Source organism: Arthrobacter burdickii (assembly GCF_030433645.1).
GTDB lineage: Bacteria > Actinomycetota > Actinomycetes > Actinomycetales > Micrococcaceae > Arthrobacter_D > Arthrobacter_D burdickii.
This window is the reverse complement of record NZ_JAROCG010000001.1, coordinates 1-13765: the sequence shown is the minus strand read 5'-3', so window position 1 is coordinate 13765 and position 13765 is coordinate 1. Positions and strand designations below refer to the sequence as shown.

6 protein-coding genes are annotated in these 13765 nt (G+C 68.3%); 5 read left to right on the top strand and 1 reads right to left on the bottom strand.

What is annotated here, in order from left to right; translation table 11 throughout:
- Window positions 1–10: 10 nt before the first annotated feature.
- Both rlmB and glgX read left to right on the top strand, forming a co-directional pair.
- On the top strand, window positions 11–994 hold the full coding sequence (gene rlmB / locus P5G52_RS00030; RefSeq protein WP_301223959.1) for a 23S rRNA (guanosine(2251)-2'-O)-methyltransferase RlmB: 984 nt from the start codon (window positions 11–13) through the stop codon (window positions 992–994).
- Window positions 991–3090, top strand: a complete 2100-nt coding sequence (glgX, locus tag P5G52_RS00025) for a glycogen debranching protein GlgX (protein ID WP_301223958.1) — start codon at window positions 991–993, stop codon at window positions 3088–3090. Before rlmB ends, glgX begins: the two co-directional genes overlap by 4 nt.
- 87 nt (window positions 3091–3177) lie before the next feature.
- On the opposite strand, the gene glgP is transcribed toward glgX, so the two are convergent.
- A complete protein-coding gene (gene glgP, locus P5G52_RS00020; RefSeq protein WP_301223957.1) occupies window positions 3178–5790 on the bottom strand; it encodes an alpha-glucan family phosphorylase in 2613 nt (870 codons plus the stop codon).
- A gap of 135 nt (window positions 5791–5925) precedes the next feature.
- Between glgP and P5G52_RS00015 the strand changes: the two genes are divergently transcribed.
- The 3 genes from P5G52_RS00015 to glgB are packed head-to-tail and all read left to right on the top strand — an operon-like array spanning window position 5926 to window position 13543.
- On the top strand, window positions 5926–7965 hold the full coding sequence (locus P5G52_RS00015) for an alpha-1,4-glucan--maltose-1-phosphate maltosyltransferase (RefSeq protein WP_301223956.1): 2040 nt from the start codon (window positions 5926–5928) through the stop codon (window positions 7963–7965).
- The gene (gene treS / locus P5G52_RS00010; protein WP_301223955.1) at window positions 7965–9734 is read left to right on the top strand and encodes a maltose alpha-D-glucosyltransferase; all 1770 of its coding nucleotides are present in this window, start codon (window positions 7965–7967) and stop codon (window positions 9732–9734) included. Before P5G52_RS00015 ends, treS begins: the two co-directional genes overlap by 1 nt.
- Window positions 9731–13543: a 1,4-alpha-glucan branching protein GlgB gene (gene glgB / locus P5G52_RS00005; protein WP_301223954.1), complete on the top strand. Its 3813-nt coding sequence runs from the start codon at window positions 9731–9733 to the stop codon at window positions 13541–13543. The genes treS and glgB overlap by 4 nt, the downstream gene beginning before the upstream one ends.
- Window positions 13544–13765: the final 222 nt, after the last annotated feature.

The following is a 13765-nucleotide window of genomic DNA, read 5'->3' as shown; positions in this document are numbered from 1 at the left end:
GTGTTCTTCCATGGCCAGTCACGGACGTCCAGGCGCGGTTCGCAAAACGAAAAAGGGCCCCACCATCGGCACCGGCGGACACGGACGCAAGTCGCTCGAGGGCAAGGGCCCCACTCCCAAGGCGGAGGACCGCCCGTACCACAAGGCGTTCAAGAACAAGGAGCTGTCGGAGCGCTCGGCTGCCAAGCGTGCCGGCGGCAAGAGCGCCGGAACGGGCCGCACCAAGGGCAAGGCCGCCGAAGAAGTCGTCACCGGGCGCAACTCCGTCGTCGAGGCTCTCCGCGCGGGCATCCCGGCCAAGGCCCTCCACGTCGCCATCCGCATCGAGATGGACGACCGCGTGCGCGAGTCGCTGAAGATGGCCGCCGAGCGCGGCATCCCCGTGATGGAGACCGGCAAGCCGGAACTCGATCGCATGACGGACGGCGCCGTGCACCAGGGCCTCATGCTGCAGATCCCGCCCTACGAGTACGCCGACGCGCTGGACCTCGTCGACGAGACGATCGATCGGTACAAGCGGGGACACATCGGGAACGCGCCGCTCTTCGTGGCCCTCGACGGCATCACCGACCCCCGCAACCTCGGAGCCATCATCCGCTCGGCGTCCGCGTTCAGCAGCCACGGCGTCATCGTGCCGGAGCGCCGCTCGGTCGGAGTGACGGCGTCGGCCTGGAAGACCAGCGCCGGTGCGGCCGTCCGTGTCCCCGTTGCACGCGTCGGCAACCTCAACTCGGCGCTGAAGTCCTTCAAGGACAAGGGGATCTTCGTCCTCGGGCTCGACGGCGACGGCGACGTCTCGCTCCCCGCGCTGTCCCTCGGGCGCGACCCGATCTGCATCGTCGTCGGCTCGGAGGGCAAGGGTCTCTCCCGGCTCGTGCGCGAGAACTGCGACCAGATAGTCTCCATCCCCATCGACTCCGCCATGGAGTCGCTCAACGCGTCGATGGCGGTGGGAATCACGCTGTACGAGGTGTCGCGCCAGCGGTCGGCGTGACGCAACCCGCACAGGCGCTGCCGCCCGACTCCCGCGAGTTCCCGCTCGGGCTCCACGCCACGAGGGGGACCTGGATCCGGGACGCGCACGCCAACGCTGCCGTCTGGGCTCCAGCAATCGACTCCATGGACGTCCACTGGCAGCGGGCCGACGGTTCGTGGACCTTCGAGACGCTCGTAGGGCTCGACGGCGGCGTGCACCACGGCGTCGTGGGGCCGGTCGCCCCGGGCGCCCTCTATGCGTTCTGGCCGACGGGCAAGGAACTCCCGGGCACGGTCGGAGAGGCACAACTGCTCCTGGACCCGTACGCGCGCGCAGTGGAGACCATACACACTGCCTCCGGGACCGACGAGCCGCCGTCGCGCGCCTACTACTCCGTCTTCCTCCAGCACGTGTTCGACTGGGGGAAGAGCGAGCGCCCGTTCACGCCCTGGCGCGACACCGTCATCTACGAGGCCCACGTCAAGGGCCTGACGAAGCTCCATCCCGACGTGCCGGAAGACCTCCGGGGCACCTACGCCGGACTGGGGCACCCGGCCATGATCGCGTACCTCCGGGAGCTCGGGATCACCGCCGTCGAACTCCTGCCCATCCACTTCTCCATCGACGAGCCGCACCTCGAGCCACTCGGACTCAGCAACTACTGGGGCTACAACACCCTCGGGTTCTTCTCCGCGCACACCGGCTACGCCACCGCGGCAGCACAGGCGGCAGGACCGGCAGCAGTGCTCGACGAGTTCAAGGGCATGGTCCGCGCACTCCACGAAGCGGGCCTCGAGGTTCTCCTCGACGTCGTGTACAACCACACCGGGGAGGGCCCGCAGTACCGTCCTGCCCTGTGCTGGAGGGGTCTGGGGGACAGGGACTACTACCGGCACGACGCCGCGGGCCGGTACATCGACACCACCGGCTGCGGCAACAGCCTGGACTTCTCGCAGCCACGGGTCGTGGAATTCGCGCTTGATTCGCTGCGCTACTGGGTCGAGGAATGCCAGATCGACGGGTTCCGCTTCGACCTCGCGGTCACCCTCGCACGGGACGAGCACAACGCCTTCACGCCGCGGCACCCCTTCCTCGTGGCAGCCGGCGCCTCCAAGGCGCTGCGCGGGACCAAGCTCATCGCGGAGCCCTGGGATCTCGGGCCCGATGGCTGGCAGACAGGGCGGTTCCCGGTCGGCTGGGCGGACTGGAACGACGGCTTCCGGGACACGGTCCGCGATTTCTGGCTGCGGGACGTGGAGTCGATCGCGGCCGGCGGCACGGGGTCCTCGCCTGCGCGGCTGGCCGGCAGCCTCGCCGGGTCGGCCGAGACGTTCGCGGCGTCCGGACGGAGCCCGCTGGCCTCGATCAACCTGGTCACGGCCCACGACGGATTCACGCTCGCCGACCTCACGGCGTACGAGCGGAAACACAATGAAGCCAACGGCGAGGGCAACCGCGACGGCTCCAACGACAACCACAGCTACAACCACGGCGCCGAGGGGCGCACTGAGGACGAGGTCATCCTCGCGGCGCGCGAGAAGAGCGCCCGCAACCTCATGGCATCGCTTTTGATCTCGCTCGGTGTTCCGATGATCACGGCCGGGGACGAGTTCGGCAGGACGCAGCACGGCAACAACAACGTGTACTGCCAGGACAACGAACTCGGCTGGATGCACTGGCCCGATGATGCGTCCTCCCGGCGCATGCTGGACGCGACGCGCACGCTGCTGTCCATCCGCCGGGACTTCCTGGCGAGGCAACCCTCCACGTTCCCGTCCCGCGGAGAGCAGTCGATGCTGCTCTGGTTCAATGCCGCCGGACTCCCGATGACGGCCCACGAGTGGAACGACCCAGGGACGCGGACGGTCCAGCTGCTCCTCGGCTCCACGGGCGGGACGATCAACGGACTCGTCGTGATCAACGGCTCCCCCCGTGAGACGCGCATCCATCTCCCGTCGGCCTGGATCCTGCAGGGGCAGGGCGTCGAGGGGGAGCAGCCACGCTGGTTCAGCCAGACCTTCGACTCGGCCGGTCGCGAGCCGTCGGGTGCCCAGCTGCGGTCGGGCGACGCCGACACCGTGGCGGGTATCTCGGTGCGTATCTACCGCTGCTGACCCGCCCGCAGCCAGTACGAACGAAGCCCGGGACCGCACGGTCCCGGGCTTCGTTCGTGTCGACCGCCCCGTCGGGGGCGGGGACGGTCAGGCGTTGACGACGAGCCCGAGCTCGGCCTTCGTCGCGAGGGTCGAATGCTTCGGGAGCACGCGCACCGTGTACCCGAAGGACCCGGAGTGGTCGATGCGGATTCCGCCTGTGAAGAGGTAGCGCCCGCTCCCGAGGTTCTCGGCGACGTCCAGGTCCTCGACCGTCACGTCGCTCAGCTCGTCGCTGTCGAGGGCCCGGCCGTAGGCCACCTCGACCGCGACGTCGTCGGGATTCAGCCCGCCGAGCGCCACGTAGGCATTGACCGTGAGCGAGTCGCCGATCTGCGGGTCCTCCGAGACGCCCGTGGAATCGACGTGTTCCACCTGGACGGCGGGCCAGCTGCCCTGGACGCGTGAGCGCCAGGCGGCCGTCCTCTTCGCGAGGGCGAAGGAGTCGGCTGTGGCGGCCTGTCCGGAGCGCCAGGCCGGGCGGTACAGCTTCTCGACGTAGTCCTGCAGCATGCGCTCCGCCGACACGGCGGGGCCGAGGGTCGCCATCGTGTGCTTGATCATGGCGATCCACTGGTGCGGGACCCCGTCGCGGGAGGGCTCCGACGGGCCGGCGGCTCCTGCTCCCTCCGCGGGCACCAGCGAGTAGAAGCGCGGGCCCACCTGGGTCTCGAGGAGGTCGTACAGCGCCGCCGCCTCGATGTCATCGCGCTCGTCGGCCGAGGCGCCGTTGTTGGCGGTCGGGATCGCCCAGCCGTTGTCGCCGTCGTACATCTCGTCCCACCAGCCGTCGAGGACGGACAGGTTCAGGCCGCCGTTGATGGCGGCCTTCATCCCGGACGTGCCGCACGCCTCGAGCGGGCGCAGCGGATTGTTCAGCCAGACGTCGCAGCCGGGGAAGAGCGTGCGGGCCATGGCGATGTCGTAGTTGGGCAGGAAGACGATGCGGTGGCGCACCTCCGGGTCGTCCGTGAAGCGGACGAGGTCCTGGATCATGCGCTTGCCCTGCTCATCCGCGGGGTGCGACTTGCCGGCGATCACGAGCTGGATCGGGTGCTCCGGGTGCAGGAGCAGCGCCTTGAGGCGGGCCGGGTTGCGCAGCATCAGCGTCAGCCGCTTGTAGGTCGGGACGCGGCGGGCGAAGCCGATGGTGAGGACGTCCGGGTCGAGCACCGAGTCCGTCCAGGCCAGTTCGGCGTCGGCGGCGCCGCGCTTCTTCCAGGAGGAACGCAGGCGCTGGCGCACGTCGTCGACCAGGTTGGAGCGCAGGCTGCGGCGCAGGGCCCAGATGTCCTTGTCGGGGACGTCGTAGACCTTGTTCCACTGCGGATCGAGGATCGATTCGGCGCCGAAGTTGGCGCGGGCGAAGTCGGCGATCTGCGGGTCGACCCAGCTCGGGACGTGCACGCCGTTGGTGACGGAGGTGATGGGGACCTCGCGCGTGTCGAACCCCGGCCAGAGACCGGAGAACATGCCCCGCGAGACCTCGCCGTGCAGCTTCGCCACGCCGTTGGCGCGCTGTGCCAGGCGCAGGCCCATCACGGCCATGTTGAACTTCGACGGATCGCCGTCGGCGTAGTTCTCGGCACCGAGGGCCAGGACGCGGTCCGTGGGCACGGACGGCGCCAGGCCGGCGTGGAAGAAGTGCTCGATCTGGGACCGGTCGAAGCGGTCGATGCCTGCCGGGACCGGCGTGTGCGTGGTGAACACCGTCGACGCGCGGCCTGCCGCCAGCGCCTCCTCCCAGCTCATCGGTGACTCGTTCGAGGGGTCCATCAGTTCGCGGATGCGCTCGATGCCGAGGAAACCTGCGTGGCCCTCGTTGGTGTGGAACACCTCGGGAGCGGGTGTGCCGGTGAGCCGCTGGAAGATGCGGAGTGCCTTGACGCCGCCCATACCGAGGAGGAGTTCCTGCTGCAGGCGCTGGTCCCCACCGCCGCCGTAGAGGCGGTCGGTGACGTTGCGGGCCGCCTCGTCGTTCTCGGAGACGTTGGAGTCGAGGAGCAGCAGGGGGACGCGGCCGACGTCGGCGCGCCAGATGTGTGCGGACAGCTGCCGGCCGTTCGGCAGGGGCAGCACGACCTTCGCGGCGGAGCCGTCCTCCTCGCGGAGCAGTGTCAGCGGCAGGCCGTCCGGGTCGAGAACGGGATAGGTCTCCTGCTGCCAGGCATCACGGGAGAGGGACTGCTTGAAGTAGCCGGCCTGGTAGAGCAGTCCGACGCCGATGAGGGGCACGCCGAGGTCGGAGGCGGACTTCAGGTGGTCGCCGGCCAGGATGCCCAGGCCGCCGGAGTACTGGGGGAGGACGGCGCTGATGCCGTACTCGGGGGAGAAGTAGGCGATGCTGCGGGGGGCGTCGTCGCCGAGACCCTGGTACCAGCGCGGCGCCGTCAGGTAGTCGTCGAGGTCCGCGCCGAGCTCCTGGATGCGCTGCACCAGCTTCTCGTCGGCGGCGAGCTGGTGCAGTTTCTCACGGGTGACGGAGCCGAGGAAGGCCACGGGGTCGTGGTCGCTCTCCTCCCATGCGGCGCGGTCGATCTCCTCGAAGAGACGCCAGGTCGGCAGGTGCCACGACCAGCGCAGGTTTCCCGCCAGTTTGCCGAGCGGAGCGATGTTCTCGGGGAGGACGGTTCGGACGGTAAATCTGCGGATTGCCTTCACTCCGGTTACGCTAGCGCACTTGCCCGGCTGCGCGGGAGGGCGCACCGCGCAATCGCTTACGTAATACGAAGCCCTGGATGATGTTACGCAAAGCCCCCTTAGCATTTCGGCCCATTACTCGCTAACGTCGTACGGGTGACGACCACTACCGAGCAGAACCGAAATGTCCAGTATCCCGAGGGACTCCGTTTTGGCCGCATCCCCATCACGGCCGTGACGCCTGTTATCGAGGGCGGCCGCTTTCCTGCCAAGGGGATCCCCGGCTCTGACATCGCCGTGGGCGCAACCGTGTTCCGGGAGGGCCACGACCAGCTGGGCGTGTCAGCCGTCCTCTACGACCCCCGCGGCAAGGAGGTGCAGCGCGTCCGCATGACGCCGGTGGGATCGGGGCTGGACCGCTGGGCCGGCATCCTGACGCCGCGTGCCAAGGGGCTGCACACCTTCACCATCGAGGGTTGGTCCGACCTCTTCGGCACCTGGGAGCACGATGCGACGATCAAGATCGCCGCAGGGGTCGACGTCGAGTTGATGCTGGCAGAGGGAGCTGCCCTCTTCACGCGGGCGGCCGGGGAGCGCTCGGCACGCGACGCCGCACTCTTCCGCCGTGCCGCGGACGCCCTCGCGGACACGTCCCAGAGCGTCGAGGCGCGCCTCGCCGCCGGGTTGTCCCTGCAGATCCACGAGGCGATCGCACGGCAGCCCATCCGGTCGCTGGTCACCGCGTCGCAGGCCTACCCGATCAACGTGGAGCGCGAACTGGCCGGCCGTGCCGCCTGGTACGAGTTCTTCCCCCGATCCGAGGGAGCCACCTACAACCCCGAGACGGCCGAGTGGACGTCCGGCACCTTCCGCGAGGCCACCAAACGCCTCGACGCGGTCGCGGCCATGAACTTCGACGTCGTGTACCTCCCCCCGATCCACCCCATCGGGCGGACGCACCGCAAGGGGCCGAACAACACCCTGACCGCGGGCCCCGGCGATCCCGGATCGCCCTGGGCCATCGGCTCCGAGGCCGGAGGCCATGACGCCATCCACCCGGACCTGGGGACCTTCGAGGATTTCGACGCCTTCGTGGCCCGAGCCAACGAGCTGAACCTCGAGGTCGCCCTCGACCTCGCGCTGCAGGCCTCACCCGACCACCCCTGGGTGACCTCGCATCCCGAGTGGTTCACCACCCGCGTCGACGGATCCATCGCCTACGCCGAGAACCCTCCGAAGAAGTACCAGGACATCTACCCGATCAACTTCGACAACGACCCGAAGGGCCTGTCGAAGGAGGTCCTCCGGATCGTCCTCATGTGGATCCAGCACGGCGTGAAGATCTTCCGGGTCGACAACCCGCACACCAAGCCGGTGCAGTTCTGGGAGTGGCTGATCGCCCGCGTGAACAAGAAGCACCCGGACGTCATCTTCCTCGCCGAGGCCTTCACCCGGCCGCCGATGATGCATGCGCTCGGCCGGGCCGGGTTCCAGCAGTCGTACTCCTACTTCACGTGGCGCAACACCAAGACCGAGCTCGAGGAGTACTTCACCGAGATCAGCCAGGTCTCGCCCGCCTACTTCCGGCCCAACTTCTTCGTCAACACCCCCGACATCCTCACCGAGTACCTCCAGTACGGCGGGCCGGCCGCCTTCAAGATCCGGGCGGTGCTCGCCTCCATGGCCAGTCCGCTGTGGGGCGTCTACTCGGGCTACGAGCTGTACGAGCACGTCGCCCGTCCGGGTGCCGAGGAGTACATCGACAACGAGAAGTTCCAGTACCGGCCGCGGGACTACGCCGCCGCCGAGGCGGAGGGACGCTCCTTGACGCCGTTCATCACCAGGCTGAACGCGATCCGCAGGGCGCACCCGGCGCTGGGAGACCTCGAGAACCTCACCGTCCACGGCAGCACGGACACGTCCACCGTGGTCTTCGCCAAGCACAAGCAGACGGCGGAGGGCAAGGACACGATCATCGTCGTCGTCAACGTCGATCCGCACAGCACGAGGGAGAGCACGGTGTCCCTGAACCTCAGCCAGCTGGGGCTGGACGCCGCCGACTTCGACGAGAACGGTACCTTCCTGGTGGACGACCTCATCACCGGCCAGACCTTCACCTGGGGCGAGCATAATTACGTCCGGCTCGACCCCCACGTGGAGCCCGCCCACATTCTCTCGATCAGGAGGCAGCGCTAGTGCCCAACCCCTTCCAGCTCAACGCACCCGGACTGGCCCACGACCCCCACTGGTACCGCAAGGCGGTCTTCTACGAGGTCCTGGTCCGCGGATTCGCCGACGCGAACGGGGACGGCTCCGGCGACCTCTCGGGCCTGATCGACAAGCTGGACTACCTCCAGTGGCTCGGCGTCGACTGCCTGTGGCTGCCACCGTTCTTCAAGTCCCCGCTGCGTGACGGTGGCTACGACATCTCGGACTACTACGACGTCCTGGACGAGTTCGGCTCCCTGGGCGACTTCAAGCGGCTCGTCGCCGAGGCCCACGCGCGCGGCGTGCGGGTCATCATCGACCTGCCCTTCAACCACACCTCGGAGCAGCACCACTGGTTCCAGGAGTCCCGCAGGGACCCCGAAGGCCCGTACGGGGACTTCTACGTCTGGAGCGACACGGACGAGAAGTACCAGGACGCGCGCATCATCTTCGTGGACACCGAGGAATCGAACTGGACGTTCGACCCGGTGCGCCGCCAGTTCTTCTGGCACCGGTTCTTCAGCCACCAGCCGGACCTCAACTTCGAGAACCCCAAGGTGCAGGAGGCCATCTTCGACGTCGTGAGGTTCTGGCTCGACCAGGGCATCGACGGCTTCCGCGCTGACGCCATCCCCTACCTTTTCGAGGAGGAGGGCACCAACTGCGAGAACCTGCCGAAGACGCACGAGTTCCTCAAGCGGCTCCGCGCCATGGTGGACGAGAACTACCCGGGCCGGGTCATCATCGCTGAGGCGAACCAGATGCCGGACGAGGTCGTCGAGTACTTCGGCGACGAGGACAGCCCCGAGTGCCACATGTCCTTCCACTTCCCGATCATGCCGAGGCTCTTCTACGCGCTGCGCGACCAGAAGGCTGCGCCCATCATCGAGACGATGAAGGAGACCCCCGACATCCCGGCCGGCGCCCAGTGGGGCACCTTCCTCCGCAATCACGACGAGCTCACACTCGAGATGGTCACCAGCGAGGAGCGCGAGGCGATGCTCGGCTGGTACGCGCCGGATCCCCGCATGCGCGCGAACGTCGGCATCCGCCGACGGCTGTCCCCACTGCTCGACAATTCGCGGGCGGAAGTGGAACTGATCCATGCCCTGCTGCTGTCCCTGCCCGGCAGTCCGTTCCTCTACTACGGCGACGAGATCGGTATGGGCGACAACATCTGGCTCGAGGACCGTGACGCGTCCCGGACCCCGATGCAGTGGAACCCGGACCGCAACGCGGGCTTCTCCCCGGTGGACCCCGGCAAGCTGTACCTCCCGGTCGTCCAGTCGCTCGTGTACCACTACAACCACGTGAACGTCGAAGCGCAGATGGCGACGTCGAGTTCGCTCCTGCACTGGGTCCGGCAGATGCTCGCGGTGCGCAAGGCCCACCCGGCGTTCGGGCTCGGCACCTACCGCAACGTCCCCGTCGATTCGGAGCACGTCCTGGCGTTCCTCCGCGAGGTCGACGCCGACAACGCCGAAGGCGAGCCCGCCGAGTCCGTCCTGTGCATCTTCAACCTGTCGCAGCACCCCGTGGCAGTGAAGATGCGCCTCCCGGAATTCGCCGGCCGTGGCCTGCGGGACCTCTTCGGCGGGGCGATCTTCCCGGCCTTCGCCGAGGACGGCGAGAACACGCTGACGCTCGGCAGCCACGACTTCTTCTGGCTGCGCGTGCGTTCCGCAAGTTCCAACACGTCGTCCCCCCACACGGAAGCGATGCCGGTCATCCCCCTCCCGGAGGCGATCCGATCATGACGACCCACACCCCCTTCATCCCGGAGATCCTCACGGAATGGCTTCCAGCCCAGCGGTGGTTCCCTGCCAAGGAACCGTCGGTGGACCTGACGGTCGTCGGCGGGACGGTCCTGGAGGACCCTGCCGGTGCTGCCGGCTTCGAGGTGCATTTCCTGGCCGTCGACTCCGGACGGCGCACCGACGTCGTCAGTGTGCCGATCAGCTACCGCAGCGAACCGCTCGACGACGCCGCGTCCGGCCTCATCGGCCGGGTCGAGCATCCCGACCTCGGTCCGCAGTGGGCCTACGACGCGACCCACGACGCCGACTTCGTGCGTCTCTGGGTCGACTTCCTCCTGCGCGGCGCCAGCACCCCCGACGGGAGGCTCTCGGGCGTCGTCATCAAGGCACCCGATCACCAGGAGCCAGGCACGGTGCAGCCCGTGAAGGTGCTCCAGGGTGAGCAGTCGAACACCTCGGTCGTGTACGGCACCGGCCCCGGGTCCATGATCGTGAAGTTCTTCCGCGTCCTCGCCGCCGGTGAGAGCCCCGACGTGCACATCAGTGCAGGGCTCACGGCCGAGGGGTCCACCGACACCCCGGACACCTTCGGATGGATCACGGGCACCTGGCAGGAACCGCACGGGGAACCCGGCCACCACGTGACGGGCCACGTCAGCGTCCTGCGGGACTTCGTCGAGGGAAGCACCGATGCGTGGCGCACGGCGTCCCAGGCGGCGTCGTCCGCGACGGACTTCACCACCCAGGCACGCGGCCTCGGCCAGGCCGTCGCCCGGATCCACCGGCAGCTCGAGGGCGCATTCGGCAGCCGCACGGCGAGTGACGCCGAGGAGAAGGAGTTCAAGGACGCGCTTGCGCAGCGCATCCGCTGGGCCTGGGAAGAGGCGGGCGACGCCGTCGGGCCCCTGGGCGCCGAGGTCGACCGCATCATCCGCGACGTCGAAAGCCTCGGGGACATCCCGCCCCTGCAGCGCATCCACGCCGACCTCCACCTGGGTCAGGTCCTCCAGTCCCCCGACGGCACATGGCTCATCATCGACTTCGAGGGGGAGCCCCTCCGGCCCACCGCGGAGCGGAGCGTCCCCGACGTCCCACTGCGCGACGTCGTCGGCATGGTCCGCTCACTGGAGTACGCCGCGGCCTCCCGCGGGGCTGCTCCGGTCGGTTCCCCCGAGGCTGCCGAGACCGAACAGTGGTCGGACGCAGCCCGCGATGCCTTCCTCGAGGGGTACGCGGAGGAGGCCGGGGCACCCGTAGACACGACGGGTCCGCTGTTCCGCGCCCTCTGGCTCGACAAGGCCCTGTACGAAGTCGTCTACGAGATCCGCAACAGGCCGGACTGGGTAGAGATGCCCGTCCGGGATGTCCGACGCGCACTGGGTGCACAGCCCGGAGCGGACGCTACGAAAGCAGCTGACATGAACCCCCCGAAGAACTCCGGCCCGGACGAGGGCACAGGCGAAGAAACCATCACAGGCAAGGCGGCCAAGGCCGTCGCGGGCACGGCGAAGGCCGTGGCCGGCAAGGCGAAGAGCGCGACGGCAGGACTGGCCGTGAAGGCGAAGGAGGCCGTAGCCTCCTCCGGGCAGGACGACGACCCCGAGACGTCCACCGCCTCGACGGACCTGACCCCCGTTCCGGTCGACCCGTCCGTCCTCCACCAGGTCTCGGAGGGCAGCTACTACCAGCCGCACGCCGTGCTGGGCGCGCACCTCGGCAACGACGACGTCGTGACCATCCGGACACTGCGCCGCCTGGCCCGGTCCGTCGCCGTCATCACCGCCTCCGGGCGCACCGAGCTGCACCACGAGCACAACGGCATCTGGGTCGGTGCCCTCCCCGCCGAGAGCCCCGGGCATGTGCCCGACTACCGGCTCGAGGTGGCCTACGGCGGCGAACCGGAGGTCGTCGACGACCCGTACCGGTTCCTGCCGACGCTCGGCGAGATCGACATGCACCTGATCGGTGAGGGCCGGCACGAGACACTGTGGACCGCGCTCGGTGCGCACGTCCGCCACTACTCGTCCGTCCTGGGCGACATCGATGGAGTGTCTTTCGCGGTCTGGGCCCCGAACGCCCGCGCCGTGCGCGTCATGGGCGACTTCAACGGCTGGGACGGAACCGTCAACGCCATGCGCGCCCTCGGCAGCTCCGGCATCTGGGAGATCTTCATCCCCGGGGCAGGGGCGGGCACCTGCTACAAGTTCGAGATCCTCGGCAACGACGGGCACTGGCGCGAGAAGGCCGACCCGATGGCGCGAGGCACCGAGGTCCCGCCCCTCACGGGGTCGAAGGTCGTGGAGTCGACCTACGTCTTCGGCGACGACGAGTGGATGGAGGCGCGTGCCGCCGGCGATCCCCACAACGGCCCGATGAGCGTCTACGAAGTGCACCTCGGGTCCTGGCGCCAGGGATTGGGCTACCGGGAACTCGCCGAGCAGCTCGTGGAATATGTGTCCTGGCAGGGCTTCACGCACGTCGAGCTCATGCCTGTCGCCGAGCATCCCTTCGGCGGCTCGTGGGGCTACCAGGTGACGTCCTACTTCGCGCCGACCTCGCGCTTCGGTTCGCCCGACGACTTCAAGTACCTGATCGACAGGCTGCACCAGGCCGGCATCGGCGTCATCATGGACTGGGTTCCCGCCCACTTCCCGAAGGACGCATGGGCGCTGGCCAACTTCGACGGCGGCACCCTGTACGAACACGGGGACCCGTTCCTCGGGGAGCACCAGGACTGGGGCACGCTGATCTTCGACTTCGGCCGCCGTGAGGTCCGCAACTTCCTGGTCGCCAATGCCCTCTACTGGCTCGAGGAATTCCACATCGACGGGCTGCGCGTCGATGCCGTCGCGTCGATGCTCTACCTCGACTACTCCCGCGAGGAAGGCCAGTGGCGCCCGAACAGGTTCGGTGGCCGCGAGAACCTCGAGGCCATCTCCTTCCTGCAGGAGGTCAACGCGACCGCCTACAAGAGGGCGCCGGGCATCGTGATGGTCGCGGAGGAGTCGACGGCGTTCGACGGCGTGACCAGGCCCACCAGCTCGGGAGGCCTCGGCTTCGGCATCAAGTGGAACATGGGGTGGATGCACGACACCCTGCAGTACATCTCGGAGGACCCGATCAACCGGGTGCACCACCACGGCAAGGCGACGTTCTCCATGGTGTACGCCTACACCGAGAACTTCATGCTCCCCATCAGCCACGACGAAGTCGTGCACGGCAAGGGTTCCCTGCTGCGCAAGATGCCGGGCGACCGGTGGCAGCAGCTGGCCAACGTCCGCGCGTACCTCGCGTTCCAGTGGGCCCACCCCGGGAAGCAGCTCATCTTCATGGGATCGGAGTTCGCCCAGGAATCCGAGTGGGCCGAGCACCACAGCCTCGACTGGTGGCTCACCGACACCCCGTCGCACAAGGGTGTCCAGGAACTCGTCCGCACTCTCAACACGATCTACAAGGAGACCCCGGCGCTGTACGCGCGGGACAACGAGCCGGCCGGCTTCCAGTGGATCGACGAGAACGACGGCGAGCACAACACGCTGTCCTTCATCCGCTGGGACCACCAGGGGAATCCGCTCGTGTGCATCGCCAACTTCGCCGGTGGCCCGCACGAGGGCTTCCGGGTCGGACTGCCCTGGGCGGGGGAGTGGACCGAGGTCCTGAACACCGACTCCGAGGAGTTCGGCGGGTCGGGCGTCGGCAACCGCGGCCTCGTGACCGCCCAGGAAGGCGCGCACAACGGTCAGCCGGCATACGGCGACGTGCGGGTTCCGCCTCTCGGAGTGCTCTACCTGAAGCCCGCCGCCTCCTGATCGGCGGCCGGCAGTCCCGGCGGTAGACCCCCTTCCAGGAGGGGGTCCACCGCCGTTTTACATTCAGGACCGACCGGTGCTACTGTTTATATCCGCGCTGATGAAGACATTTGATCGGCCGACAACCACAGAACCAAGGCTCACCTCCTATCCGCATGGACTGGAACGGGGCCGAGGGAAGCGGGAACCGGCCGATTTGGAGAAACGGAAGCAGCGCGGTAA

Excerpts from the sequence above, each read along its gene's own strand:
- glgB (WP_301223954.1), top strand. The coding sequence starts at position 9,731 with ATGACGACCCACACCCCCTTCATCCCGGAGATCCTCACGGAATGGCTT.
- rlmB (WP_301223959.1), top strand. The coding sequence starts at position 11 with ATGGCCAGTCACGGACGTCCAGGCGCGGTTCGCAAAACGAAAAAGGGC.